Source organism: Cupriavidus taiwanensis (genome assembly GCF_900249755.1).
GTDB classification, from domain to species: Bacteria; Pseudomonadota; Gammaproteobacteria; order Burkholderiales; family Burkholderiaceae; genus Cupriavidus; species Cupriavidus taiwanensis_D.
In genome coordinates, this window is record NZ_LT976853.1 from 540,128 (window position 1) to 565,891 (window position 25,764).

Sequence of the window (25,764 nt, forward strand, 5' to 3'; positions counted from 1 at the left end):
ACCGGCCCCGTTAGCGGGAAGGTCTTGTCTGAGTGGGGCCGGCGGCTGGACCTGGGTCAGCGCCGGCCTTTTTTGTTTGTGGCGCCGTTCGACACGGTATCGGCACAATCCGAAACAAACCGGGCGATGCCTTCGGGTAGTCTATGGGGTCGTTCGCGATAACGCGATCAAGGAACTGGCAGAGGAATCCCGCTTATGAGTACTGGCGAACTCATTTTGTACACCACGGAGGACGGCGGGGCGCGGATTCGGTTGCGGGCGGAAGGAGGGACGGTCTGGCTGTCGCAACTGGAGATGGCAGAGTTGTTCGCATCCTCGAAGCAAAACATCGGCCAGCACATCAAAAACGTCTTGGCCGATGGCGAGTTGGCGGAGGATTCAGTTGTAAAGCAAAACTTTACAACTGCCTCCGACGGCAAGAACTACCGAACCATGCTCTACAACCTAGACATGATCCTGGCAGTGGGCTACCGGGTTCGCTCCCATCGCGGCACCCAATTCCGCCAATGGGCCACCACGCACCTGCGTGAATTCCTGGTCAAGGGCTTCGTCATGGATGACGAACGGCTCAAGGAACCGGGCGGCTGGGATTACTTCGATGAGCTGATCCAGCGCATCCGGGATATCCGGGCGTCCGAAAAGCGTTTCTACCAGAAGATCCGCGATATCTACGCGACCGCCGTCGACTACGACGGCACCACCGAACAGGCGCAGCGCTTTTTCGCCCGGACCCAGAACAAGATGCTGTGGGCCATCACCGGCCACACCGCCGCGGAACTGATTGCAGCCCGATCAGACCCCAACCAGCCGAATATGGGCTCACAAGCTGGAGGGGCGGCCGGGTGCGGCAGGGCGACGTGGGGGTTGCCAAGAACTACCTGCAGCAGCCGGAAGTCGACGCGCTCAACCGCATCGTGGTGATGTATCTGGACTACGCCGAAAACATGGCGCTGCGTCGCAAGCCGATGACCATGCAGGAATGGTCGGACAAGCTGGATGCATTCCTGGCGTTCAACGAGCGCGAGGTATTGACGCATGCCGGGAAGGTGTCTGCGCAGGTGGCAGAGCGTCTGGCGCTGGAGCGCTATACCGAATTCGAAGTCAGGCGGCGCGACGCCGAGCGGCAGGCCGCAGACGCTGAGGATGTGGCAGCGCTGGAACGCCTCGAGCAGCAGCTTGACGGTGCCATCGTCAAAAAGCGGTGAGCACCATCGCACTGTTCCCAGGCTCGCTGTAATCCCACTTACACCGCGTTATATACCGAAACAAACCGCCGCATCCAGTAACAGGAATGCGCGGTAGAGTGCACCCATTCCGATTACGACAACACCGCATCATGGCTCATCCGGTACTTTTTGCAGCGCTGCTCGCCGGCGTCATGTCCCTGCTGGCGGCGCGTTCGGCGATGGCGCATGTGGATGTGGGGGTGCACATTGGCACACCGGTTTATGCCGCGCCGGCGCCGGTCTATGTGGCGCCGCCGCCCCCCGTGGTGTATGCGCCCCGCTATCACGGCTGGCATGGCGACCGGTATTGGGACGGCCGGCGCTGGTATGGGCGTGGTGAGTGGCGGCATCGACATCACCACCACCGTCGGCACCACCATCATCGTCACCACTACTACCGCCACCATGGGCGCCACGGGCACCACGGACACGGCCACTGAATGCTGGCGGTTTGCTCCCCTCTCCCGCCTGCAGGAGAGGGGCAGGGGGTGAGGGCAGGCCTTTGCATACTGCAAACGCCTGACTTCGTTGACGCGCCCGGCCCTCACCCCAGCCCTCTCCCGCGAGCGGGAGAGGGAGCACGCAATCGGTGAGCGAAAGAGCGTGGGGCGGGATCAATCCCGGCAGGCGGGCGGCAGCAATATTCAGCGCAGCAGTACCAGCCGCGGCACCGCATCCTCGCCGCTCCACACCACCGCGTTCTGCTGGTATTTCTCGCCGAGCATCCGGGCATCCGCCAGCGACAGTCCGGGTACCAGGAAGCTCGGCTCCGCCGGCCAGCCGTTGGACGGATGCGCGCCCAGCGCATCGATCGCCCGCCATCCCATCTGCACCACATCCTGCGCCAGTGCCTGCTGGCGGCGCGCGTTGGCCGCATCGTCGCAGCGTTGGCTGAAGGGATTGGCAGCGGTGATGAAGGCGCTGCATTCCACGCCCAGCGCGCGGTGCAGCGCGGCCAGCGCCGCGCTGGGCTGGTCGATGCGCAAGGTCATCGGCATGTCGCCCAGCACCCGGTAGTGCGTTTCGCGATACGCCTGCAAGGTTGCGTCGTCGATGGCGCTGGCCACGCTACTCTCCGTATTGCCGCAGTCCTTCGAGGTCGAGCACCTCGATCACCCCGTAGTCCACTCGCACCAGCCCCTGCTGTTCCAGCACCTTGAGCGCCTGGTTGGCGCGCTGGCGCGAGATGCCGGCGAGCAGGCCGATTTCTTCCTGCGAGATCTCCAGCGTCTTGCCGATGCCCGGATACAGATGCTCGTTGAACAGCGACGACACCGCGCGCGCCACGCGTGAATCGATGTCGAGCAGCCGTTCGTATTCCACCGCCGCAATGAACTGCCCCAGGCGCTCGTTGAACTGCGTCAGCAGGAAACGCGAGAACGGCAGGCTGGTATCCAGCAGCCACTGAAAAGTGTCGCGCGGCAGGAAGGCGATGGTCGAGCGGCGCAGCGCCATCACGTCGTACTTGCGGATCTCCGACTTCAGCACCGCGCCTTCGCCGAACCAGCCGCCGGTGGGCACACCGGTGAAGGTGACGGACTTGCCCGACGGCGACACCGTGGTGATCTTGACGATGCCTTCGAGCACGCCCAGCCAGTGCTCGGCCTTGTCGCCCTTGTGGCAGACGTAGTCGCCCTGGCTGTACTCGTGCACGAACATGGCGCGGCGCACGCGTTCGCGTTGCTCGGGGCTCAGGTCCGCGGCCCACACGCAGCGGTCGACAAAATCGTTCAGCATGGCCTCTCGAATGCTCCGGTAGGGATTAACCCGGAATTGTCACCGGCGTGACAACTGGGGGTGTTGGCATGGGCTATCGTACGATCACAACGGAACCGCGGGTGCCACCAGGGGCACGCCGGGAAGGCAGAAGACGCTTTCCCCGGCCCCTCCAAGACAAGGCACAGACTGGCTTGATGCGATGCGGCAGATGCCGCCGGGCAAAGCAAGCCAAGTATAACGACCGGACCGGCGCTTGACACCGGGCGTGGACCCCCACGCCGGAGGGACAGGAGACAGCGATGCAGGAATCGTCGGCGACGACCTTCCCGCGATGGCTGCTGGCGCACGCCCAGCAGCGGCCGGAGCATCCGGCGTATCGCGAGAAGGATCTCGGCATCTGGCAGACATACAGCTGGGCCCAGGCGGCACAGCAGGTGAGGGCGCTGGCATGTGGTCTGGCCGCGCTCGGTTTCAAACGCGGCATGAACCTGGCGGTGGTGGGCGACAACCGTCCGCGCCTGTACTGGGCCATGACCGCGGCGCAGGCGCTGGGCGGCGTGCCGGTGCCGCTGTACCAGGACGCCATCGCCAACGAGATGGTCTATGTGCTCAACGATGCGGAGATCGAGTTCGCCATCGTCGAGGATCAGGAGCAGGTCGACAAGCTGCTGGAAGTGGAAGCGCAGCTGGCCGAGTCCGGCCGCGCCGTGCGCCACGTCATTTTCGAAGACCCGCGCGGCCTGACGGACTACGACCATCCGTCGCTGATGTCTTACGAGCGCCTGCAGGAGCTGGGGCGCGAGTTCGACCAGGCCCACCCGGGCTTCTATGACGAGGCCATCGCCGCCGGTCAGCCCGACGACACCGCGATCATCCTCTATACGTCGGGCACCACCGGCAAGCCCAAGGGCGTGTGCCATTCTCACCATGGCCTGATCGGCTCGGCGCGCAACGGCTGCGCCTTCGACAAGCTCAGCGCCGACGACGACGTGCTGTCCTACCTGCCGATGGCGTGGGTCGGCGACAACCTGTTCTCTTATGCGCAGGCGATGGTGGCGGGCTTCACGGTGAATTGCCCGGAATCGCGCGAAACGGTGATGACCGACCTGCGCGAGATCGGCCCCACGTATTACTTTGCGCCGCCGCGCATCTATGAAGGGCTGCTGACGCAGGTGATGATCCGCATGGAGGATGCCGGCTGGATCAAGCGCAAGCTGTTCCACTGGGCCATGGACGTGGCGAAGCGCTGCGGCACCGATATCCTCGACGGCCAGCCGGTGTCGCTCGCGAACCGCGCGCGCTATGCACTGGGCGAGGTGCTGGTCTACGGTCCGCTGCGCAATGTGCTGGGCATGAGCCGCATCCGCGTGGCCTATACCGCGGGCGAGGCGATCGGCCCGGACCTGTTCCGCTTCTACCGCTCGATCGGCGTGAACCTGAAGCAGTTCTACGGCCAGACCGAGACCTGCGCCTATGTCTGCCTGCAGCCCGACGGCAAGGTCAAGTTCGATTCCGTGGGCCCGGCCGCGCCCGGCATGGAGATCCGCATCGCCGACAACGGCGAGGTGCTGGTGCGCGGCGTGGGCCTGCTCAAGTCCTACTACAAGCGCGACGACGCCACCCGCGAGGCCATCAACGACGAGGGCTACTTCATGACCGGCGACGCCGGCGTGATCGATGCCGACGGCCACCTGAAGATCATCGACCGCGCCAAGGACGTCGGCAAGCTGGCCGATGGCTCGATGTTCGCGCCCAAGTACATCGAGAACAAGCTCAAGTTCTTCCCGTACATCAAGGAAGCGGTCGCGTTCGGCAATGATCGCGACAAGGTCTGCGCCTTCATCAATATCGACTTCGAGGCGGTCGGCAACTGGGCCGAGCGCCGCCACCTGCCGTACGCGGGCTATATCGACCTGGCCGCGCAGCCGGACGTGCTGGAGATGATCGGCGAGTGCGTGAACCAGGTGAATGCCGACCTGGCCAACGACCCGATGCTGGCGGGGTCGCAGGTGGCGCGCTTCCTGGTGCTGCACAAGGAACTGGACCCGGACGACGACGAGCTGACCCGCACGCGCAAGGTGCGGCGCGGCTTTATCGCCGAGAAATACGGCGTGCTGGTGGAAGCGCTCTATGCGGGCAAGTCCGAGCAGTACATCGAGACGCGCGTCAAGTTCGAAGACGGGCGCGAGGGCAGCGTGTCGGCCACGCTGAAGCTGATGGATGCCAGGCGGCTGCCGGTAGCGGCACGCGCGGCATAGGAACCATAAGAGCACAGGTGGAGGCAGCAATATGACGCAAGTGGCCTGGCAAGGTGCCGGCAAGCGCGAATGGAGCGCGGCGGCACGCACCGATGCGAGCGGCGCCGGCGGTGGCGGGGCGATGGCGCCCGCCGGCCCGCTGCCCCCGACGGGGCTGGCGGAAGACAGCGGCGTGCATCCCGGCACGCGCCATGCGCAGCGCACCGGCGAACAGGCGCGCACCGGCGGCGAGGTGATCCTGGACCTGCAGCATATCTCGCTGTCGTTCGGCGGGGTCAAGGCGCTGACCGATATCTCGTTCGATGTGTGCGAGCACGAGGTGCGCGCCATCATCGGCCCGAACGGCGCCGGCAAGAGTTCGATGCTCAACGTGATCAACGGCGTCTACCACCCGCAGCAGGGACGCATCGTGTTCCGCGGCGAGGAACGCAAGCAGATGCACCCGACCGCCGCGGCGCGCCAGGGCATTGCGCGCACGTTCCAGAACATCGCGCTGTTCAAGGGCATGACGGTGCTGGACAACATCATGACCGGACGCAACACGCAGTTCCGCACCGGACTGTTTGCGCATGCGCTGTGGTGGGGGCCGGCGCGCAACGAAGAGATGCGCCATCGCCAGAAGGTCGAGGAAGTGATCGATTTCCTCGAGATCCAGTCGATCCGCAAGACCCCGGTGGGGCGCCTGCCGTATGGCCTGCAGAAGCGTGTGGAGCTGGCGCGCGCGCTGGCGGCCGAGCCGTCGATGCTGCTGCTCGACGAACCGATGGCCGGCATGAACGTGGAAGAGAAGCAGGACATGTGCCGCTTCATTCTGGACGTGAACCGGCAGTTCGGCACCACCATCGTGCTGATCGAGCATGACATGGGCGTGGTGATGGATATCTCGGACCGCGTGGTGGTGCTGGATTACGGCAAGAAGATTGGCGATGGGACGCCGGAGGAAGTGAAGGCGAATCCCGATGTCATCAAGGCGTACCTCGGGACTTCCCATTGAGGGCGGTGTGCTCCCCTCTCCCGCGCGCGGGAGAGGGGCCGGGGGTGAGGGCAGGCGCGGGCAGTACCACCAGCGTTTCACTTCGTGGAGGCTCCCTGCCCTCACCCCCAACCCCTCTCCCGCAAGCGGGAGAGGGGAGGAACACCCTGGGCGTGAACACAGCTGTTAGGCAAGCAAAGGCAAACCATGACGTTCTTCTTTGAAATCCTGATCGGCGGGCTGCTGTCGGGCCTGATGTACTCGCTGGTGGCGCTGGGCTTCGTGCTGATCTACAAGGCCTCGGGCGTGTTCAACTTTGCCCAGGGCGCGATGGTCTACTTTGCCGCGCTGGCGGTGGTGGGGCTGATGGACAAGGGCATGCCGATGTGGGCGGCGGTGATCGGCGCCTTCGTCGTGATGATCCTGGTCGGCATGAGCACCGAGCGCTTCGTGCTGCGCAAGCTGGTCAACCAGCCGCCGATCACGCTGTTCATGGCCACCATCGGGCTGTCGTTCTTCCTGGAAGGGCTGGGGCCGCTCTTGTTCGGAAACGAAGTGCGCCCGATCAACCTGGGCATCGTCGACGAGCCGATCGAGTCGATCCTGACCAACTTCAATATCGTGCTGTCCAAGTTCGACATCGCCGCGGCGGCCATCGCCGGCGTGCTGGTGGGATCGCTGGCGTTGTTCTTCCAGTACACCAAGGTCGGGCGAGCGCTGCGCGCGGTGGCCGACGATCACCAGGCGGCGCTGTCGCTGGGCATTCCGCTGCAGAACATCTGGGCCATCGTCTGGGGCGTGGCGGGCTTCGTCGCGCTGGTGGCGGGCATGCTGTGGGGCTCTCGCAATGGCGTGCAGTTCGCGCTGACGCTGACCGCGCTGAAGGCGCTGCCGGTGCTGATCCTGGGCGGCTTCACCTCGGTGCCGGGCGCGATTGTCGGCGGGCTGATCATCGGCGCGTCGGAGAAGCTGGCCGAGATCTATATCCCGCCGGTGTTCCAGTCGATGTTCGGCGGGAATTTCGGCGGCATCGAAGGCTGGTTCCCGTATGTGTTCGCGCTGCTGTTCCTGCTGGTGCGGCCCGAGGGGCTGTTCGGCGAAAAACATATCGATCGCGTCTGACCGACTTCGCACAGGAGAGTTGCCATGTTTTATCGTGAAGCCGGCCAGTTCAAGACCAGCTACGTCGCCGACAGCCAGATCTTCCCCATCCGCCAGGACCGCATCGGCTTTGCGGTGCTGATGGCGGTCGCCTTCGTGGCGATCCCGTTCGTCGGGTCGGAATACTGGTTCTCGGCCATCCTGATCCCGTTCCTGATCTTCTCGCTGGCGGCGCTGGGGCTGAATATCCTGACCGGCTATGCCGGCCAGCTGTCGCTGGGCACCGCGGCGTTCATGGCGGTGGGCGCGTATGCGGCCTACAACTTCCAGCTGCGCATCGAAGGCATGCCGGTGCTGCTGACCTTTATCCTGGCCGGCCTGTCGGCGGCGCTGGTGGGGGTGGCGTTCGGGCTGCCGTCGCTGCGCATCAAGGGCTTCTACCTGGCGGTGGCGACGCTGGCGGCGCAGTTCTTCGTGGTGTGGGCGCTGACCAAGTTCCCCTGGTTCTCCAACAACAGCTCGTCGGGCGTGATCACGGCGCAGCGGCTGGACCTGTTCGGCTACGCCATCGACACTCCGGTGAAGAAGTACCTGTTCGTGCTGGCCATCGTCACGGTGCTGGCGCTGGCGGCCAAGAACATGGTGCGCTCGGCCACCGGCCGCGCCTGGATGTCGGTGCGCGACATGGATGTGGCGGCCGAGGTGATCGGCATCCCGCTGATGCGCACCAAGCTGCTGGCGTTCGCGGTCAGCTCGTTCTACTGCGGCGTGGCCGGCGCGCTGTACGCGTTCTGCTACCTGGGCTCGGTCGAGCCGGACGGCTTCTCGCTGGACCTGTCGTTCCGCGTGCTGTTCATGATCATCATCGGCGGCGTCGGCAGCATCCTGGGCTCGTTCCTCGGCGCCGCCTTCATCCTGCTGCTGCCGATCTTCCTGGACAACGTGCTGCCGCCGCTGGCCGCGCTGCTGCACCTGCCCTTTACCAATGCCACCGTGTCGCACATCCAGCTGATGGTGTTCGGCGGGTTGATCATCTTCTTCCTGATCGTGGAGCCGCACGGGCTGGCCCGGCTGTGGCAGATCGCCAAGGAGAAGCTGAGGCTGTGGCCGTTCCCTCATTGACGGGAGGGGTGCCTGTGTTACCGCAGTTCCTGTGTGAAGTTCTGAAGCTTACGCATAACGAAACGCTCCCCTGAGGGCGAAGGAGACTGTCATGACCAACCTGATCCGCAACGTGCAACGCGCCGCCCTGGTGGTCAGCGCCGCGGCTGCACTGCTGGCGCCGGCGCTGCCGGCACTGGCGCAAAGCAACGAGCAGTTCATCGCGCTGCCGAGCTATCGCGTGGGGCCATACGGCGCCAACGGGCAGTCCTGGTATGGCGGCTTCATCGACTACCTCAACTACGTCAACCTGAAGGATGGCGGCGTCAACGGCGTCAAGCTGAGCTGGGAAGAGTGCGAGACCGAGTACAACAACGCCAAGGGCGTGGAGTGCTACGAGCGCCTGAAGTCCAAGAACGCCACCACCAAGGGCACCGCCTACCACGCCATGTCGACCGGCATCTCGTACGCGCTGGTCGACAAGACCGCGGCCGACAAGGTGCCGCTGGTGATGATGGGCTACGGCCGCACCGACGCGGTCGACGGCTCGGTGTTCCCGTACGCGTTCCCGCTGGTGACCACCTACCAGATGCAGGTCTCGGCCATCGTCAAGTACCTGGCCAGCAAGAACGGCGGCTCGCTCGCCGGCAAGAAGATCGTCTACCTGTACCACGACTCTGCCTATGGCAAGGAGCCGATCGTGGCGCTGCAGGCCGAGGCGCGGCTGGGCAAGTTCAACCTGGTCGAGATCCCGGTGGCGCACCCGGGCAACGAGCAGGGCGCGCAATGGCTGAAGATCCGCCAGGAGAACCCTGACTACGTGATTTTCTGGGGCTGGGGCGTGATGAACCAGACCGCGCTGAAGGCCGCGCAGAAGGTCGGCTTCTCGCGCGAGAAGATGATCGGCTCGTGGTGGGCGGGCTCCGAGGAAGACACGGTGCCGGCCGGCGATGCCTCCAAGGGCTATATGAGCGCGACCTGGAACGTCGCGGGCAAGAACGTGCCGCTGATCGCCGATATCGAGAAGGTGGTGTACGGCGCCGGCAAGGGCAATATGCAGGACAAGAACAAGGTCGGTTCGGTGCTGTACAACCGCGGCGTGTCGGCCGCGGTGGTGACGGTGGAAGCGGTGCGCGTTGCGCAGGCAAAGTTCGGCAAGGGCAAGCCCATGACCGGCGAGCAGATGCGCTGGGCCTTCGAGAACCTGAACCTGACCAACGCGCGGCTGCAGCAGCTGGGCGCCACCGGCCTGCTGCCCGAGATCAAGACCAGCTGCGAGAACCACGAGGGCTCGGGCAAGGTGAAGATCCAGCAGTGGGACGGCAGCAAGTGGGTGGTGGTGTCGGACTGGATCGAGGGCAACAAGAGCCTGATCCACCCGCTGTTCAAGGCCACCGCGGCGCAGTACGCGAAGGAGAAGGGGATTACGCCGGCTTGTTCGAAGAGCTGATTGCGCTCGACTCCCGATTGGTTTCTCCCCTCTCCCGCAAGCGGGAGAGGGGCGGGGGTGAGGGCGGGCGCTGGCAATAGCGAAGGCATTCACTTCGTGGCAATGCCCGCCCTCACCCCAACCCTCTCCCAGAGGGAGAGGGAGTACCCAACAGGCAAGCTGGAAACCCCAACACCAACCCGACCCGCACCATGAGCCTCCTGTCCGTCAACAATATCGAAGTCATCTACGATCACGTGATCCTGGTGCTCAAGGGCGTTTCGCTCGAAGTGCCGGAGGGCAAGATCGTGGCGCTGCTGGGCGCCAACGGCGCGGGCAAGACCACCACGCTGAAGGCCATCTCCAACCTGCTGCAGGCCGAGCGCGGCGATGTCACCAAGGGTTCGATCGAATACCGCGGCGACCGCGTCGACCAGCTCACCCCCAACGACCTGGTGCGCCGCGGCGTGATCCAGGTGATGGAAGGGCGGCACTGCTTCGCGCACCTGACCATCGAGGAAAACCTGCTCACCGGCGCCTACACGCGCGGCCTGTCGCGCGGCCAGACCCGCGACGAGCTGGAGAAAATCTACGAATACTTCCCGCGGCTGAAGACGCGCCGCAAGTCCCAGGCGGGCTACACCTCCGGCGGCGAGCAGCAGATGTGCGCGATCGGCCGGGCCATGATGGCCAAGCCGGCGATGATCCTGCTCGACGAGCCCTCGATGGGGCTGGCGCCGCAGATCGTCGAGGAGATCTTCGAGATCGTGCGCGGCCTGAATTCGCGCGAGAACGTCAGCTTCCTGCTGGCCGAGCAGAACACCATGGTGGCGCTGCGCTACGCCGACTACGGCTACATCCTCGAGAACGGCCGCGTGGTGATGGACGGCGACGCCGAGTCGCTGCGCACCAACGAGGACGTCAAGGAGTTCTACCTGGGCGTGGCCGCCAACGACGCCGACGGCCCGGGCCGCAAGTCGTTCCGCGACGTAAAAAGTTATCGCCGCCGCAAGCGCTGGCTGGCCTAGCAAGCAACCGTTTTTCACCCGGCTTGTCACCACGCGCCCGGCGGCGCGGGGCAGGCCGCATCCCATCTCCTGACGCACAGCACCATGCCAGAACACTTCGATTCGCTCGAAACCCGCGCGCCGGAAGTCCGCGAGCAGGCGCTCCTTGCCGCCCTGGCACGCCAGGTGGCCCATGCGCGCGAGCACGCGCCTTACTTTGCCGAGCTGCTGGGCGGGGTCGATCCGCGCCTGCTGACCTCGCGCGCGGCGCTGGCCGAATTGCCGGTGACGCGCAAGTCAGACCTGAGCGCGCGCCAGCGCATGCAGCCGCCGCTGGGCGGGCTCAACGCGACGGCGCTGGGCAAGCTGCGCCACGTGTTCCAGTCGCCCGGCCCGATCCACGAGCCCGACGGCCACGACGCCGACTGGTGGCGCACCGCGCGCGCCATGCACGCCGCGGGTTTTCGCGCCGGCGACCTGGTCTACAACACCTTCTCCTACCACTTCACCCCGGCCGGCATGATGATGGAAAGCGGCGCGCACCGGCTGGGCTGCTGCGTGTTCCCGGCCGGCGTCGGCCAGACCGATTCGCAGGTGCAGGCGCTGGCGACCCTGCAGCCGGCGGCCTATGCGGGTACGCCGTCGTTCCTCAAGCTGCTGCTCGAGCGCGGCGATGAACTCGGCACGCCCTGCACCAGCCTGGCCAGGGCGCTGGTCTCGGGCGAGGCGCTGCCGCCGTCGCTGCGCCACTGGTTCCAGGCGCGCGGGGTGCGCGTGCAGCAGATGTACGGCACCGCCGATGTCGGCCTGATCGCGTATGAAACCGAAGGCGGCGACGGCTGGGTGGTGGACGAGGGCGTGCTGGTCGAGATCGTCGAGCCCGGCGGCTCGCGCCCGATGCCCGAAGGCGAGACCGGCGAGGTGGTGGTGACGGTGCTGGGCAATGGCGACTACCCGCTGATCCGCTTCGGCACCGGCGACCTGTCGGCGGTGGTGCCGGCATCGTCGCAGCGGCCCAGCCCGTGCGGGCGCACCAATATCCGGCTCAAGGGCTGGCTCGGGCGCGCCGACCAGGCCACCAAGGTCAAGGGCATGTTCGTGCATCCGGGCCAGGTCGCCGACGTGCTGCGCCGCCATCCGGAAATCCGCGCGGCGCGGCTGGTGGTGACCGGCGACCCGGGCGCGGACGTGATGACGCTGCGCTGCGAGGCAACGCGCGAGGATGCCGAGCTGCAGCGCGCGGTGGCGGAATCGCTGCGCGAGGTGATGCGGTTAAGGGGCGAGGTGGCCTTCGTCGCGGCGGGGTCGTTGCCGCAGGATGGGAGGTTGATCGAGGATGCGCGGCGGTACGAGTGAAGGGCTAGTCAGACGAGCGTCTGACTTCGTTGATGCGCCGGCCCTCACCCCCACCCCTCTCCCGCGCGCGGGAGAGGGGAGCGATTGCAAGGGGTGTCGGCAAGCACCAATGCTCTCGCGGGCGACGGTTTGCTCCCCTTTCCCGCCTGCGGGAGAGGGGCGGGGGGTGAGGGCGGGAGCATCCACGAAGTAACGCGCGCCGATAGTCCGGCAAGGCTCAAGTCTTCCGACTCTCCGTTGGTCGCGTCGGCAACCGCACCATCCAAACACTGACCCCCACCGCGCAAGCCAGCAACGCCGCCGACACCAGCGGCCGCCCGCGCAGCAGCCACGCGGTAGTTCCCATCGATACCCACATCATCGACAGCGCCAGGCACTTGGCCCGGAACGGGATGCTGCGGTGCCGCTGCCAGTCGCTCACCAGCGGCCCGAAGCGCGGATGCCCCAGCAGCCATTGATGAAAGCGCTGCGAGCCGCGCGCAAAGCATGCCGCGGCCAGCAGCACGAACGGCGTGGTCGGCAGCACCGGCAGGAAGATGCCGACCACGCCCAGCAGCAGGCAAAGCGCGCCCAGTGCCACCCACACGGCGCGCAGCACGCGCTGGCGGTGGCTCAGCGCGGCTTCAGGATCGGGCGAAAGGTCGGGGTTGGAAGGCGGCAATGGTCGGGGCAAAGGGCCGCAAACGCGGCCCGTGAGGGATCGGTTAGCGCGCGATACCGAGCCGCGCCTTGGCGGCATCGTACTCCGCCTTCATGCGGGCGACGATCTCGCCGGCGCTGGGGATGTCGTGGATCTGGCCCACGCCCTGGCCGGCGCCCCAGATGTCCTTCCACGCCTTGGCCTTGGAGCCGCCGCTGGAAAAGTCCATCTTGCTCTTGTCGGCCACCGGCAGGTTGTCCGGGTCCAGGCCCGCGTTGCTGATGCTTTCGCGGATGTAGTTGCCGTGCACGCCGGTGAACAGGTTGGTGTAGACGATATCGGCGGCGGCCGCGCTGGTGATCGACTGCTTGTACGACTCGGCCGCATGGGCCTCCTGCGAGGCGATGAAGCGCGTTCCCACATAGGCAAAGTCAGCGCCCATGGCCTGCGCGGCCAGCACCGCCTCGCCGGTGGCGATCGAGCCCGACAGCGCGATCGGGCCGTCGAAGATCTTGCGCACCTCGCCCACCAGCGCGAACGGCGACAGCATGCCGGCATGGCCGCCGGCGCCCGCGGCGACCAGGATCAGGCCGTCGACGCCGGATTCGATCGCCTTCTCGGCATGGCGCAGGCTGATCACGTCGTGCATCACGATGCCGCCGTAGCTGTGCACCGCGTCGATCAGCTCCTTCGGCGGCGCGCGCAGCGAGGTGATGAAGACCGGCACCTTGTGTTCGACGCAGACCTTGATGTCATGCTCGAGGCGCGCGTTGGAGGCGTGGACGATCTGGTTGACCGCGACCGGGCCCACCTGTGCGCCGGGGTTGGCGGCCTTGAACGCGGCCAGCTCTTCCTCGATCCGGGTCAGCCATTCGTCGAGCAGCTCGGCCGGGCGCGCGTTGAGCGCGGGGAACGAGCCGACGATGCCGGCCTTGCACTGCGCCAGCACCAGTTCCGGGTAGCTGACGATAAACATGGGCGAGGCAATCACGGGCAGGGCCAGGTGCTGCAGGGCCTGGGGCAGTTGCTTGGCGGCGGGCATGGTGTCTCCTGAACTACGGGCGGGCACGTGATCGTGCCCTAAATGAACGGTCGTTCGATTATAGGGAGTTTCAGCGCGGTCACGTTAGAAGCCCAAGTCTATGCTGGTCCGATGCGGCGGCGTCGCCGGCGAGCGCCAAAAAAAACGCCCCGCATGCGCGGGGCCATCAATTACCACGAAGACTGATACACACGGCGGGCACCTGCCAATGCCGCGCCGCCCATGAAGCATAGGGCGGCTATGTGACGCTGCCGTGGCAACGCCATGAACGGCGCATGACATCACAACCCGTAGCGCTTGATCTTGTCGTAGAGCGTGGCCTTGCCCACCTGCAGCAGGTCCGCCGCCTGGCTGACCGCGCCGCCGGTGCGCGCCAGCGCGTCGGCGATCACGGCGCGCTCGAAGTGCTCCATGCGCTCGCGCAGCGGCGCGGTCTCGTCGGGGCCGGCCGCCTGCGCGCCGGCCTGGCCGCCCTCGGGCACGCCCAGCACCATGCGGTCGGCGGCGTTGCGCAGCTCACGCACGTTGCCCGGCCACGGGCGCTGGGCCAGCGCCTGGCGCTGCGCCTCGGACAGGATCGGCGCGGGCCGCTGGTAGCGCACCGCCGACACCAGCGAGAAATGCTCGAACAGCGGCACGATGTCCTCGCGCCGCTCGCGCAGCGGCGGCAGCGCGATGGTGACGACATTGAGCCGGTAATACAGGTCTTCGCGAAACGCGCCCTGCGCCACCAGCGCATCCATGTCGCCCTTGGCCGCCGCGACGATGCGCACGTCGATCTGCACGGAAGCGTTCGAGCCCAGCCGCTCCAGCGAGCCTTCCTGCAGCACGCGCAGCAGCTTGACCTGCAGCGCCAGCGGCATGCTTTCGATCTCGTCGAGAAACAGCGTGCCGCCCGAGGCATGCTCGAGCTTGCCGATGCGGCGCTTGCCGGCGCCGGTGAAGGCGCCGGCCTCGTGCCCGAACATCTCGCTCTCGAAGATGGCCTCGGGCACCGCGCCGCAGTTCAGCGCGATAAAGGGCCCGTCGGCGCGCCCGGACAGCGCGTGCAGGCTGCGCGCCACCAGCTCCTTGCCGGTGCCGGTCTCGCCGTTGATCATCACCGGCACGTCGGTGGGCGCGACATTGGCCACCAGCGCGCGCACCTGCCCGATCGCCGGAGAGCGGCCGATGATGCGCGTGCCGGCCGCCGGACCTGCGAGTTCGCGGCGCAAGGCCTGGTTTTCCAGTTCCAGCGCGCGCCGTTCCAGCGCGCGGCGCACGGTGTCGGTAAGCCGGTCGGCGCCGAAGGGCTTTTCGATAAAGTCATAGGCGCCTTCGCGCATCGCCTGCACGGCCATGGTGATGTCGCCGTGGCCGGTCACCAGGATCACCGGCACGCCGGGTGCGGCGTTGCGGCAGTGCTGCAGCAGGTCCAGCCCGCTGGCGCCGGGCAGGCGCACGTCGGTCACCACCACGCCGGCAAAGGCGCCGTGCAGGTGCGGGATCGCGGCCTCGGCCGAGGGCAGCGCCAGCACGCGGAAGCCGGCCAGCTCCAGGCTTTGCGCGGTGGCCTGGCGCACCAGCGGCTCGTCTTCGACAAACAGGACCCGCAGACCGTCTTGCATGGCAGTACTCATTGGGATGCGGAAACCGATGGCGCCGGATCGACGGCGGGCGCGCGCGCCAGCACCAGCGTGAACTGCGCGCCGCCGCCGGGCACATTGGCCACGCTGAGCTGGCCGCCGAACTCGCGCACGATCGACGACGAGATCGCCAGCCCCAGGCCCAGTCCCTGGCCGGTTTCCTTGGTGGTGAAAAAGGGTTCGAACAGGCGCGGCAGCGCTTCCGGCGCGATGCCGGTGCCGTTGTCGCGCACGACGATGGTGACGGCGTGCCCGGCGGCCTGCACGTCGAGGTCGATGCGACCGTGTTCCGGGGCGGCCGGCGCGGCCGCGGCGATGGCGTCGAGCGCATTGCCCAGCAGGTTCAGCAGCACCTGTTCCAGCTTCAGCTCGTCGGCGCGCACCGCCAGCCCGGGCACGGCATCCAGGCCGGAAACATTGACCGTGACCGCGCCCAGACGCGGCGCCAGCAGCGCCAGCACGTGGTCGACCGCCGCGCGCAGCGCCACCGGGCGGCGCACCGGGCGCGCCTTGCCGGCGAACAGCTTGAGCTGGCCGGTGATCTTGCCCATGCGCTCGGTCAGGTCGGCAATCGCGGCCAGGTTGCCTTCGGCCGCCGCCAGCTGGCCGCGCGCCAGCAGCACGCGGGTGTTGTCCGAAAACGTGCGCAGCGCCGCCAGCGGCTGGTTCAGCTCATGCGTGATGCCGGCCGCCATCTGGCCCAGCGCGGCGAGCTTGCTGGCCTGCACCAGCTCGTCCTGCGCCGCGCGCAACTCGCTTTCGGCGCGGGTGCGCTCGGCCACCTCGTCTTCCAGCTTCTCGTTGATCGCCATCAGGTCGGCGGTGCGCGCCTCGACCCGGCGCTCCAGTTCGTCGTAGGCGGCCTCTAGCAGGCGCCGGCTGTACTGCATGTCGCGCGCGCGCTGGCGGCGCTGGCGCCAGTTGACCAGCAGCAGGCAGATGCAGGCATAGGCCAGCGCCGCGGCCACGGTGGCGTTGCGCGCGTTGGCCAGCACCGGCTCCAGCGGCGCCATGACCTGCATGGTCCAGCCGGCCGGGCCTACGGTGCGGTTCAGTTCCAGGTAGCGGTCGGCGCGTTCGGCGCCGTCCGCGGCGAAGGGGGTGCGGCCGGGCGCCGCGTCGCCGCGTACGCGCACCAGGCGCGCGCCGTGCGGCAGCGTGGTGTCGGCCAGCCAGCGCGTGAGCGGCGATGCCAGCGGTTCCAGCGGCAGCGGCGTCACCGCGCGGCCGTGGTACTGGCGGGTCTTCTCCATCTCGGCCTGCAGCGCCGGCGGCAGCGGGCGCAGCGTGCGGTACTGCCAGGCCGGCACCGACGACAGGAAGATCACGCCGTGGTCGTCGCTGACCATCAGCGGCTCGGCGCCGCTGCCGGCGCGCTGGAACCACTCCAGGTTGAGCTTGACCACGGTCACGCCGATGACCTTGCCGCCAGCCTCGACCGGCTGCGCGATGTAGTAGCCGGGCTCGTCGCTGGTGATGCCGATGGCGTAGAAGCGCCCCATCTGGCCGCCCGCGGCGGCCTGGAAGTAGGGGCGGAAGCGGTAGTCGGTGCCGACGAAGCTGCCGGGCTGGCCGTGGTTGCTGGCCGCCAGCGCAATGCCGTTGGCGGCGATGACATAGGTGGCCGACGCATGCGCGCGGCGGTTGACCTCGGCCAGGTACTGGTTGGCGGCGGCGACGCGCTGCGCGTCGTCGGGGGCGTCCAGCAGCCCGCGCACGAAGGGATGCAGCGACACCAGCGCGGGTAGGAACTCGTAGCGGTCGAGCGTGCTTTCGAGCGTGGCGGCGTAGCGGTCGGCGCGCGTCGCGGTGCCTTGCTGCAGGCTGGCCAGGCCGCGCTGGACCGAGACCAGCCAGGTCAGCGCGCACAGCAGCAGCAGGCCCAGCGCGAGGGCGACGGCAAAGCCCCACCAGCGCCCGCTGCCGGCCTGCGGCGCGTGCACCGGGCGGGTGGCGGCAGGGTCATGCACGGCGAGAAAGTCGTCGGAGTGTGGCATCGGCGCGCGTGGGGTGTCGCGCCGATGATACCCGCTGGCGCGCGGCCGCGAATGCGACCGTTTCAGGCGGCGCGCTGGCCGGCTTCGGCAAGTTCGTCGGCATCGTCGCCGGCGCCGTGCTGCAGCACGCGCGCCAGGCGCTTGCGGTCGAGCTCGCGTTCCCAGGCCGATACCACCACCGTGGCCACGCCGTTGCCGATGATATTGGTCAGCGCGCGGCACTCGCTCATAAAGCGGTCGATGCCCAGGATCAGCACCATGCCCGCCACCGGGATGGTCGGCACCACCGCCAGCGTCGCCGCCAGCGTGATGAAGCCCGAGCCGGTCACGCCGCTGGCGCCCTTGGAGGTGATCATCGCCACCGCCAGGATGGTCAGCTGCTGCATCAGCGTCAGCTCGATGCCGGTGGCCTGCGCGATAAAGATCACCGCCATCGTCATGTAGATGTTGGTGCCGTCCAGGTTGAACGAATAGCCGGTCGGCACCACCAGGCCCACCACCGACTTGGAGCAGCCCAGCTTTTCCAGCTTTTCCATCATGTGCGGCAGCGCGGCTTCCGACGAGCTGGTGCCCAGCACGATCAGCAGCTCTTCCTTGATGTACGAGATAAAGCGCACGATGCTGAAGCCGGTCAGGCGCGCGATCGTGCCCAGCACCACCAGCACGAAGATGATGGCGGTGAAGTAGAAGGTGCCGATCAGCTTGAGCAGCGGCACCAGCGAGCCCAGCCCGTACTTGCCGATGGTGAACGCCATCGCGCCGAAGGCGCCGATCGGCGCCACCTTGGTGATCACGTGGACGATGTGGAAGAACACCTTCGACACCTGCTCGACCAGCTGCACCACGATGCGCGCGCGCTCGCCCAGCACCGCCAGCGCGGCGCCGAAGAACAGCGACACCAGCAGGATCTGCAGGATGTCGCCGTTGGCGAAGGCGCTGAACACGGTGTCGGGGATGATGTGCATCAGGAACTCGACCGTGCTCTGGCCGTGCGCCTTCGACACGTACTGCGCGATGGCCTTGGTATCCAGCGTGGCCGGGTCGATGTTGAAGCCCACGCCCGGCTTGAGCAGGTGCGCGGCGCCCAGCCCGATCAGCAGCGCGAAGGTCGACACCACCTCGAAGTACAGCAGCGCCTTGCCGCCGACGCGCCCGACCTTCTTCATGTCGCTCATGCCGGCAATGCCGGTCACCACGGTGCAGAAGATGATCGGGCCGATGATCATCTTGATCAGCTTGATAAAGCCGTCGCCCAGCGGCTTCATCGCGACGCCGGTGTCGGGCCAGAAGTGGCCGAGCAAAATGCCGATGCAGATGGCGCACAGCACCTGCACGTACAGGATCTTGTAGAAGGGTTTCCTCATGATGTCGTCCTCGGTGTTGACCGTACCCGGGCGGGTCCGCGCGGGCGCGCGCCGTCACGGTTGCGGCGCGTTCAGGGGCGGGAATTCGCAACCGGCATGCCAGTCCAACCGGTATCACTAACTGGTTGATTCGCAAGGAAAGGCCGGCGGCGGGCGGGGACGGGGGCTCCGGGATTCCGGAATCCCGGACGGCGCGGCTCCGGCGATCCGGAATGGCCGGCGCGCACAGGGTGCGCGAGGCGCCACCTGGCAGTGGCGCGCGGCGCGCGGCGGCGCCGGCAAAGCTGCCGCGGATCGCGGCCTGGCCCTCGCAACGCCGTATAATTCCGAGCTTCCGTTCAATGCCGTCCGGGCCGTGCCGCCGTCCGGGGCCGTCTTCACACCGTACGCATGCGCAGCTACTACCAGCACCACGTCTTTTTCTGCCTGAACCAGCGCGAGGCCGGCGAGAACTGCTGCGCCAACTACAACGCCAAGGCGATGCAGGAATACGCCAAGAAGCGCTGCAAGGAACTGGGCATCGCCGGCGGCGAGGGCCGCGTGCGCATCAACAAGGCCGGCTGCCTGAACCGCTGTGAACTCGGCCCGGTGCTGGTGGTCTACCCCGAGGCCATCTGGTACACCTATGTCGACGAGCATGACATCGATGAAATCATCGACAGCCACCTGCTCAAGGGCAAGCCGGTCGAGCGGCTGATGGTGGACCGCTGATGGCGCAGCACTGAACCCACCGAAGCCGGCGCATGCCGGCTTGTTGCTTTACCGGTTTTATCCGCTTTATCTGTCATGCCCGCCGCCCGCCAGCCGGACGGTTTTTTCATTTTTGCCCGGGCCTTTGCGCCGGGCGCTTGCTTGACCGCCATCCTGACCGTCCATCATGAACGCGCATACCCAGGTACTTTCCATCGCCGGCCCCGCCGGTGCGATCGACGTCTCGGTGGACCTGCCGCAAGGCGAGCCGCGCGGCCTGGCGCTGGTCGCGCATCCGCATCCGCTGTTCGGCGGCACCAAGGACAACAAGGTCGCGCAGACGCTGGCGCGCGCCTTCGTGCAGCTGGGCTATGCCACCGTGCGCCCCAACTTCCGCGGCGTCGGTGCCACTGCCGGCGAGCATGACAACGGCATCGGCGAACAGGACGACCTGCTCGCCGTGGTGGCCTGGATGCGCCAGCAGACCGCGTGGTCGGCGCAGGCCGCGACGCTGCCGCTGGCGCTGGGCGGGTTCTCGTTCGGCAGCTTCGTCAGCACCCACGTGGCGCGCCGCCTGGCCGAGGCCGGCACGCCCGTGCAGCGCCTGGTGCTGGTGGGCACCGCCGCCAGCCGCTGGGAAGTCGCCCAGGTGCCGGCCGACACCATCGTGATCCATGGCGAGCAGGACGACACCGTGCCGCTGGCCAGCGTGTTCGACTGGGCCCGCCCGCAAGAGCTGCCGGTGATCGTGATCCCCGGCGCCGACCATTTCTTTCACCGCAAGCTGCACCTGATCAAGCAGCTCGTCGTCAATGCGTGGGACCGGTAAGGCCGGCACGCCGCCGCCATCCCCGGAACTTCCCGCGCCACCTTCTTACCGTCGGAAAACAGAAACATGCTGAATCGAGCCACGACACGCCTTTCATCCGCCTTTGCTCCCGCTGCCATCGTCGCCGCCGTCGTGCTGGCCGCCGCGCCTGCCGCCGTGCTGGCGCAGGGTGTGCCGATGCCGCAGGTCGCGGCCAAGTCGTGGATGCTGTATGACGTCACCAGCGGCCAGGCCCTGGCCTCGCAGAATGCCGATGCGCGCATCGAGCCGGCTTCGCTGACCAAGCTGATGACCGCCTACCTGGCGTTCGAGGCACTCAAGGAAAAGCGCCTGACGCTGGACCAGGCGGTGGTGCCGACCAACCTGGTGCTCAAGGTCAAAAGCGACGAGTCGCGCATGTTCATCGAGCCCAACAAGCCGGTCACCGTGCAGGACCTGCTGCTGGGCCTGATCGTGCAGTCGGGCAACGACGCCGCGCTGGCGCTGGCCGAGGCCGTCGGCGGCTCGGAAGAGGGCTTCGTCGCGATGATGAACCGCGAGGCCCAGCGCATGGGCATGAAGAACACCCACTTCACCAATACCGACGGCATCCCCGACCCCAACCACTACACCACCGCGGTCGACCTGGCGACGCTGACCACGCGCCTGATCAAGGACTTCCCCGAGTACTACAGCATGTACTCGCAGAAGGAGTTCACCTATAACAAGATCAGGCAGCCCAACCGCAACCGCCTGCTGTACATCGACTCGACCGTCGACGGCGTCAAGACCGGCCACACCAAGTCCGCCGGCTATTGCCTGATCTCGTCGGCCAAGCGCCCGCTGGCCAACGTGCCGGACGGCTCGCGCCGCCTGATCTCGATCGTGATCGGCACCACCACCGAACAGGTGCGCACCCAGGAAAGCCTGAAGATCCTCAACTACGGCTTCCAGTTCTTCGACACGCTGCGCCTGTACGACAAGGGCCAGGTGCTGGCCACGCCGGACATCTACAAGGGCAAGAACGGCACGGTCAAGATCGGCGTGCAGAACGAGACCTTCGTCACCGTGCCCAAGGGCACCGGCGGGCGCCTGAAGCCGGTGCTGGAGCGCCAGGAACTGCTGATCGCGCCGATCTCGGCGGGCCAGCAGGTAGGCATGGTCAAGCTGATGGACGGCACCAACAAGGTGGCCGAATTCCCGGTGGTGGCGCTGGAAGAAGTGCCCGAGGCCGGCTTCTTCGGCCGCCTGTGGGACACCATCCGCCTGTGGTTCAAGCGCAAGTGACCTGAATGCGCGCGAGCCGGTGCGCCCCGCGGCGCGCCGGCTTCGCGCCGGAGAATCCGAGATGACGACCGACAACCAAGGCAGCGGCAACAAGCCCGGCGAGATCCCGCCGGAGCAGTCGCTGATCGAATACCCGAGCCACTTCCCGATCAAGGTGATGGGCGCGATGCAGGACGGCTTCGCCGAGGCCATCGTCACGCTGGTGCAGGAGTTCGATCCGGACTTCCACGCCGGCAAGATGGAAATGCGCCCGTCGAGCAAGGGCAACTACCTGGGCCTGACCGTGACGGTGTGGGTCACCAGCCGCGAGCAGCTGGATGATTTGTACCGGGCGCTGACTTCGCATCCGATGGTGAAGGTGGTGTTGTAAGCAGCAACGCTGTAAGGCTTTCTCTCCCGTATTGTTTGCTCCCCTCTCCCGCTTGCGGGAGAGGGGAGCCACTCCCGCAGCGTGCAAAGCGCAACGGGCACGGCACGCTTCTTCCCCCATACCAACATGAACACCATCACCCTGAAACCCGGCAAGGAAAAATCCCTGCTGCGCCGCCACCCGTGGATCTATGCCACGGCATTGCCACCACCGAAGGCCGCTGCGAGCCGGGCGCCACCGTGATCGTGCGCGCCGCCGACGGCCGCTTCCTGGCCAAGGTCGCGTACAGCCCCGAATCGCAGATCCGCGCGCGCGTGTGGACCTTCGACGAGAACGAGCCGGTCGACCACGCGCTGTTCAAGCGCCGCGTCGCCGCGGCCATCGCCTACCGGCGCCAGTGGGTGAAAGACAGCGACGCGGTGCGGCTGGTCTTCGGCGAATCCGACCGCCTGCCCGGCCTGATCGTCGACTACTACGGCAACGGTGATCAGGGCCAGCTGGTGTGCCAGTTCAACTCCGCCGGCGTCGAACACTGGAAGACCGCGATCGTGCAGGCGCTGGTGAAAGAGACCGGCTGCCCCAACGTCTACGAGCGCTCCGACGCCGCGGTGCGCCAGCGCGAGGGCCTGGAGCTGGTGACCGGCGTGCTGGCCGGCGCCGAGCCCGATCCGGCGCTGTCGGTGACCGAGCACGGCGTGCGTTATTACGTCGACGTGCGCAACGGCCACAAGACCGGCTTCTATGTCGACCAGCGCGACAACCGCAAGCTGGTGGGCGACCTGGCCGAAGGGCGCGAGGTGCTCAACTGCTTCTGCTATACCGGCGGCTTCTCGCTGGCGGCCTTGCGCGGCGGGGCCAGCGCGGTGACCTCGATCGACTCGTCGGGCGAGGCGCTGAAGATCGCCGCGGGCAACGTGACGCTGAACGGGTTCGATCCGGAACGCGCGGCCTGGCTCGACGCCGACGTGTTCAAGACGCTGCGCGAATTCCGCGCGCAAGGGCGCCAGTTCGACCTGATCGTGCTGGACCCGCCCAAGTTCGCGCCATCGGCGCAGCATATCGACCGCGCCGCGCGTGCGTACAAGGAGATCAACCTGGTCGGCATGCAGCTGCTGCGCCCGGGCGGGCTGCTGTTCACGTACTCGTGCTCGGGGGCGATCAGCATGGAGCTGTTCCAGAAGATCGTGGCCGGGGCGGTGACGGATGCGAAGGCGGATGCGCGCATTCTGCGCAGGCTGTCGGCGGGAACCGATCATCCGATGCTGGCGGCGTTCCCGGAAGGGGAATATTTGAAGGGGTTGCTGCTGGAGAAGGTGGCCTGAGCTGAAGCAAACGAGCGGCGATGAGCTAAAGCCAACCGCTTGTTTTCTACCCTCTCCCGCTTGCGGGAGAGGGGCGGGGGTGAGGGCGGGCGCCTCCACGGAGTCAGACCTATCGTGCTTGCCACACGCCGGGCCCTCAGCCCCGGCCCCTCTCCCACTTCGCGGGAGAGGGGAGCAAACCGGCGGGTTCGCGAAAGCTGTGCCAGGTTGCGCGATCACCGCCACATATTCCGCATCCTGCTCCCCAGATCCACCGGCGCCAGCGCCGGCTTCACCTTCCCTTCGCCCGGCATCGGCGGCGGCGGCCACGAGCGGCTGTAGAAGTTGGGCATCACGCGATTCGGCAGGAAGCGCGTGCGCGACGCATACACATGACGGTCGCCGAAGCCCACCTGCTGGTGCACGTAGAAACGCTGCGGCACGATGATATCGAGGTGGTCCCTGGCCCGCGTCATCGCTACGTACATCAGCCGCCGTTCTTCCTCGATCTCCTCGGTAGTACCCGTGGCGAGGTCGCTCGGCATGCAGCCGTCGACCGCGTTGAGCACGTACACCGCCTTCCATTCCTGGCCCTTGGCCGAATGGATGGTCGACAGGATCAGGTAGTCCTCGTCGCGCGAGGGCACGCCGGATTCATCGCTGGAGGCGCTGGGCGGGTCCAGCGTCAGCTCGGTCAGGAAGCGCTCGCGCGCGCCGTAGGTGGCGGCGATGCGCTCCAGCTGCTGCAGGTCGGCGAGGCGCGCGGCGGCGTCGTCGTGCAGGCGCTCGAGATGCGGCGTGTACCAGGCCAGCACCTGCTCGAATTCCGACGGCCACGGCGAGGTCGGCGCCATCAGCGCGCGCGCCAGCGCCAGCAGGTCGGCCCAGGCCGGCGCGGCGGCCGGCGGCGGCTCGAATTCCTGCAGCGAGAACAGCGGCTCGGTGGCGAGCGCCATGGCGTCGAGCACGCGCGCCGCGGTCTTGGGGCCGATGCCGGGCAGCAGCTGCAGCGTGCGGAAGCCCGCCATGCGGTCGCGCGGATTTTCCAGCCAGCGCACCACCGCCAGCACATCCTTGACGTGGGTCGATTCCAGGAACTTGAGCCCGCCGAACTTCACGAACGGGATATTGCGCCGCGCCAGCTCGATCTCCAGCTGCGCGCTGTGGTCGGCGGCGCGGAACAGCACCGCCTGCGCCATCAGCGCCAGGCCGGCCTCGCGCCGCGCCAGCACCTGTTCGACCACGTAGCGGGCCTGGTCGGCCTCGTCGTTGACCACCACCACGCCGGGCTTCTCGGCCGACTGGCGCTCGGACCACAGGTCCTTGGTATAGCGCTCGGCCGCGAGCCCGATCACCGCGTTGGCGGCCTGCAGGATCGGTTGGGTCGAGCGGTAGTTCTGCGACAGCGTGACCTGCTGCGCCGCCGGCGTGAACTGCGCGGGGAAATCGAGGATATTTCGCACGCTGGCGCCGCGAAAGGCGTAGATCGACTGCGCGTCGTCGCCCACCACGGTCAGGCCGCGGCCGTCCGGCCGCATGGCCAGCAGGATCGACGCCTGCAGCGCATTGGTGTCCTGGTATTCGTCGACCAGCACATGGTCGAAGCGCGCGCCCATGTCCTGCGCGATGGCGGGCTCGGCCATGGCCTGCGCCCAGTACAGCAGCAGGTCGTCATAGTCCAGCACATGCTGCTTCTGCTTGGCCTCGACATAGCCGGCGAACAGGGTGCGCAGCGCATCGGCCCACATCGCGTAGCGCGGAAACTGCTGCTTGAGCACGTCTTCCAGCGGCGCCTGGGTGTTGACCACGCGCGAGTAGATCGCCAGGCAGGTTTCCTTCTTGGGGAAGCGGCTGGCGGTTTCCGACAGTCCCAGGTCGTGGCGCACCACGTGCATCAGGTCGGCGGCATCGCCGCGGTCGCTGATGGTGAAGGCCGGCGACAGTCCCAGGGTCTCGGCATATTCGCGCAGCAGCCGCGCGCCGATGGCGTGGAAGGTGCCGGACCACTGCAGCGCCGCGCGCCCCGCGCCGGTGCTGGTGCCGAGCGCCTGGTCGACGATGCGCTCGACGCGCCGCCCCATCTCGGCGGCGGCGCGGCGCGAGAACGTCAGCAGCAGGATGCGGCGCGGATCGGCGCCGCCCAGCACCAGGTGCGCGACCCGGTGCGCCAGCGTATTGGTCTTGCCCGAGCCGGCGCCGGCGATGATCAGCAGCGGCGCCTCGCTGCCATGTTCCACCGCGGCGCGCTGCTCCGGGTTGAGCCGCGACAGGTAGGCGGGGACCGCTGCGGCTTCAGTCGCGGCAGTTTCGTCGGGGGCGGGGGCAAGGTCCAGGGTCACGGGCGGGGCAGGAAGGGCGTGGAAAAGGCTGGCGCCAACTGTATATCCATACAGCCCGGCCGCGCAACCCGCCGCATGGCGGATCGGGGCGTAAAAACAAAAAAGGTGCTCGATGAGCACCTTTTATCGTA

20 protein-coding genes and 2 pseudogenes are annotated in these 25,764 nt (G+C 67.2%); 14 read left to right on the forward strand and 8 right to left on the reverse strand.

Annotated elements, in window-relative coordinates; genetic code table 11:
* Positions 1-432 precede the first annotated feature (432 nt).
* Both CBM2594_RS02465 and CBM2594_RS02470 read left to right on the forward strand, forming a co-directional pair.
* Positions 433-1,205, forward strand: a pseudogene (locus CBM2594_RS02465) (virulence RhuM family protein).
* Positions 1,206-1,336: 131 nt separating this feature from the next.
* Entirely contained in the window at positions 1,337-1,666 is a 330-nt protein-coding gene (locus tag CBM2594_RS02470) for a hypothetical protein (RefSeq protein WP_116355456.1), read from the forward strand.
* A gap of 204 nt (positions 1,667-1,870) precedes the next feature.
* Here the strand turns inward: CBM2594_RS02470 and CBM2594_RS02475 are convergent, their stop codons facing one another.
* Positions 1,871-2,293 carry a DUF3293 domain-containing protein gene (locus CBM2594_RS02475; protein ID WP_116355457.1) on the reverse strand — a complete coding sequence of 141 codons (423 nt, stop codon included), beginning with the start codon at positions 2,291-2,293 and terminating at the stop codon, positions 1,871-1,873.
* 1 nt (position 2,294) lies between these two features.
* Positions 2,295-2,963: a Crp/Fnr family transcriptional regulator gene (locus CBM2594_RS02480; protein WP_116355458.1), complete on the reverse strand. Its 669-nt coding sequence runs from the start codon at positions 2,961-2,963 to the stop codon at positions 2,295-2,297.
* A 281-nt stretch (positions 2,964-3,244) separates the two neighbouring features.
* Between CBM2594_RS02480 and CBM2594_RS02485 the strand changes: the two genes are divergently transcribed.
* The 7 genes from CBM2594_RS02485 (at position 3,245) to CBM2594_RS02515 (ending at position 12,170) form a co-directional block, all read left to right on the forward strand.
* The gene (locus CBM2594_RS02485; protein WP_116355459.1) at positions 3,245-5,203 is read left to right on the forward strand and encodes an AMP-dependent synthetase/ligase; all 1,959 of its coding nucleotides are present in this window, start codon (positions 3,245-3,247) and stop codon (positions 5,201-5,203) included.
* Positions 5,204-5,234: 31 nt separating this feature from the next.
* Positions 5,235-6,197 (forward strand): ABC transporter ATP-binding protein, encoded by a 963-nt coding sequence (locus CBM2594_RS02490; protein WP_116355460.1) that lies wholly within the window; start codon positions 5,235-5,237, stop codon positions 6,195-6,197.
* A 186-nt stretch (positions 6,198-6,383) separates the two neighbouring features.
* On the forward strand, positions 6,384-7,298 hold the full coding sequence (locus CBM2594_RS02495; RefSeq protein ID WP_116355461.1) for a branched-chain amino acid ABC transporter permease: 915 nt from the start codon (positions 6,384-6,386) through the stop codon (positions 7,296-7,298).
* 24 nt (positions 7,299-7,322) lie between these two features.
* Entirely contained in the window at positions 7,323-8,399 is a 1,077-nt protein-coding gene (locus CBM2594_RS02500) for a branched-chain amino acid ABC transporter permease (RefSeq protein ID WP_116355462.1), read from the forward strand.
* 91 nt (positions 8,400-8,490) lie between these two features.
* Positions 8,491-9,828, forward strand: coding sequence for an ABC transporter substrate-binding protein (locus CBM2594_RS02505; RefSeq protein WP_116355463.1), 1,338 nt, complete (start codon positions 8,491-8,493; stop codon positions 9,826-9,828).
* 191 nt (positions 9,829-10,019) lie between these two features.
* Complete coding sequence (locus CBM2594_RS02510) at positions 10,020-10,835, forward strand: ABC transporter ATP-binding protein (RefSeq protein ID WP_018003769.1); 816 nt, start codon at positions 10,020-10,022, stop codon at positions 10,833-10,835.
* A gap of 84 nt (positions 10,836-10,919) precedes the next feature.
* Positions 10,920-12,170 (forward strand): phenylacetate--CoA ligase family protein, encoded by a 1,251-nt coding sequence (locus CBM2594_RS02515; protein ID WP_116355464.1) that lies wholly within the window; start codon positions 10,920-10,922, stop codon positions 12,168-12,170.
* 217 nt (positions 12,171-12,387) lie between these two features.
* On the opposite strand, the gene CBM2594_RS02520 is transcribed toward CBM2594_RS02515, so the two are convergent.
* The 5 genes from CBM2594_RS02520 to CBM2594_RS02540 all read right to left on the reverse strand — a co-directional run bounded on the left by CBM2594_RS02520 (position 12,388) and on the right by CBM2594_RS02540 (position 18,838).
* Entirely contained in the window at positions 12,388-12,831 is a 444-nt protein-coding gene (locus CBM2594_RS02520) for a YbaN family protein (protein WP_174079449.1), read from the reverse strand.
* A gap of 43 nt (positions 12,832-12,874) precedes the next feature.
* A complete protein-coding gene (locus tag CBM2594_RS02525) occupies positions 12,875-13,852 on the reverse strand; it encodes an NAD(P)H-dependent flavin oxidoreductase (protein WP_116355465.1) in 978 nt (325 codons plus the stop codon).
* A 281-nt stretch (positions 13,853-14,133) separates the two neighbouring features.
* Positions 14,134-15,459: a sigma-54-dependent transcriptional regulator gene (locus CBM2594_RS02530; RefSeq protein ID WP_116355466.1), complete on the reverse strand. Its 1,326-nt coding sequence runs from the start codon at positions 15,457-15,459 to the stop codon at positions 14,134-14,136.
* Between the two features lie 8 nt (positions 15,460-15,467).
* Positions 15,468-17,474: a sensor histidine kinase gene (locus CBM2594_RS02535; protein ID WP_116355467.1), complete on the reverse strand. Its 2,007-nt coding sequence runs from the start codon at positions 17,472-17,474 to the stop codon at positions 15,468-15,470.
* Positions 17,475-17,536: 62 nt separating this feature from the next.
* Positions 17,537-18,838, reverse strand: a complete 1,302-nt coding sequence (locus CBM2594_RS02540) for a dicarboxylate/amino acid:cation symporter (protein WP_116355468.1) — start codon at positions 18,836-18,838, stop codon at positions 17,537-17,539.
* 390 nt (positions 18,839-19,228) lie between these two features.
* Here CBM2594_RS02540 and CBM2594_RS02545 point away from each other — a divergent pair, with 390 nt between their 5' ends.
* From CBM2594_RS02545 to CBM2594_RS02565, 5 genes and pseudogenes are all read left to right on the forward strand, one after another.
* The gene (locus CBM2594_RS02545; RefSeq protein ID WP_012351580.1) at positions 19,229-19,549 is read left to right on the forward strand and encodes a (2Fe-2S) ferredoxin domain-containing protein; all 321 of its coding nucleotides are present in this window, start codon (positions 19,229-19,231) and stop codon (positions 19,547-19,549) included.
* 166 nt (positions 19,550-19,715) lie between these two features.
* The gene (locus tag CBM2594_RS02550) at positions 19,716-20,357 is read left to right on the forward strand and encodes an alpha/beta hydrolase (RefSeq protein ID WP_116355469.1); all 642 of its coding nucleotides are present in this window, start codon (positions 19,716-19,718) and stop codon (positions 20,355-20,357) included.
* A 66-nt stretch (positions 20,358-20,423) separates the two neighbouring features.
* Complete coding sequence (locus tag CBM2594_RS02555; protein WP_116355470.1) at positions 20,424-21,623, forward strand: D-alanyl-D-alanine carboxypeptidase family protein; 1,200 nt, start codon at positions 20,424-20,426, stop codon at positions 21,621-21,623.
* Between the two features lie 61 nt (positions 21,624-21,684).
* Positions 21,685-21,993 (forward strand): HP0495 family protein, encoded by a 309-nt coding sequence (locus tag CBM2594_RS02560; RefSeq protein ID WP_116355471.1) that lies wholly within the window; start codon positions 21,685-21,687, stop codon positions 21,991-21,993.
* Positions 21,994-22,119: 126 nt separating this feature from the next.
* Positions 22,120-23,315, forward strand: a pseudogene (locus tag CBM2594_RS02565) (class I SAM-dependent rRNA methyltransferase).
* A gap of 215 nt (positions 23,316-23,530) precedes the next feature.
* On the opposite strand, the gene CBM2594_RS02570 reads toward CBM2594_RS02565, so the two are convergent.
* Positions 23,531-25,633, reverse strand: coding sequence for an ATP-dependent helicase (locus tag CBM2594_RS02570; protein WP_116355472.1), 2,103 nt, complete (start codon positions 25,631-25,633; stop codon positions 23,531-23,533).
* Positions 25,634-25,764: the final 131 nt, after the last annotated feature.

Bases quoted from the DNA above. Each gene is read 5' to 3' on its own strand.
- CBM2594_RS02470 (WP_116355456.1), top strand. From the start codon at position 1,337: ATGGCTCATCCGGTACTTTTTGCAGCGCTGCTCGCCGGCGTCATGTCC.
- CBM2594_RS02480 (WP_116355458.1), bottom strand. From the start codon at position 2,963: ATGCTGAACGATTTTGTCGACCGCTGCGTGTGGGCCGCGGACCTGAGC.
- CBM2594_RS02485 (WP_116355459.1), top strand. From the start codon at position 3,245: ATGCAGGAATCGTCGGCGACGACCTTCCCGCGATGGCTGCTGGCGCAC.
- CBM2594_RS02490 (WP_116355460.1), top strand. From the start codon at position 5,235: ATGACGCAAGTGGCCTGGCAAGGTGCCGGCAAGCGCGAATGGAGCGCG.
- CBM2594_RS02495 (WP_116355461.1), top strand. From the start codon at position 6,384: ATGACGTTCTTCTTTGAAATCCTGATCGGCGGGCTGCTGTCGGGCCTG.
- CBM2594_RS02500 (WP_116355462.1), top strand. From the start codon at position 7,323: ATGTTTTATCGTGAAGCCGGCCAGTTCAAGACCAGCTACGTCGCCGAC.
- CBM2594_RS02505 (WP_116355463.1), top strand. From the start codon at position 8,491: ATGACCAACCTGATCCGCAACGTGCAACGCGCCGCCCTGGTGGTCAGC.
- CBM2594_RS02510 (WP_018003769.1), top strand. From the start codon at position 10,020: ATGAGCCTCCTGTCCGTCAACAATATCGAAGTCATCTACGATCACGTG.
- CBM2594_RS02515 (WP_116355464.1), top strand. From the start codon at position 10,920: ATGCCAGAACACTTCGATTCGCTCGAAACCCGCGCGCCGGAAGTCCGC.
- CBM2594_RS02525 (WP_116355465.1), bottom strand. From the start codon at position 13,852: ATGCCCGCCGCCAAGCAACTGCCCCAGGCCCTGCAGCACCTGGCCCTG.
- CBM2594_RS02530 (WP_116355466.1), bottom strand. From the start codon at position 15,459: ATGCAAGACGGTCTGCGGGTCCTGTTTGTCGAAGACGAGCCGCTGGTG.
- CBM2594_RS02535 (WP_116355467.1), bottom strand. From the start codon at position 17,474: ATGCCACACTCCGACGACTTTCTCGCCGTGCATGACCCTGCCGCCACC.
- CBM2594_RS02540 (WP_116355468.1), bottom strand. From the start codon at position 18,838: ATGAGGAAACCCTTCTACAAGATCCTGTACGTGCAGGTGCTGTGCGCC.
- CBM2594_RS02545 (WP_012351580.1), top strand. From the start codon at position 19,229: ATGCGCAGCTACTACCAGCACCACGTCTTTTTCTGCCTGAACCAGCGC.
- CBM2594_RS02550 (WP_116355469.1), top strand. From the start codon at position 19,716: ATGAACGCGCATACCCAGGTACTTTCCATCGCCGGCCCCGCCGGTGCG.
- CBM2594_RS02555 (WP_116355470.1), top strand. From the start codon at position 20,424: ATGCTGAATCGAGCCACGACACGCCTTTCATCCGCCTTTGCTCCCGCT.
- CBM2594_RS02560 (WP_116355471.1), top strand. From the start codon at position 21,685: ATGACGACCGACAACCAAGGCAGCGGCAACAAGCCCGGCGAGATCCCG.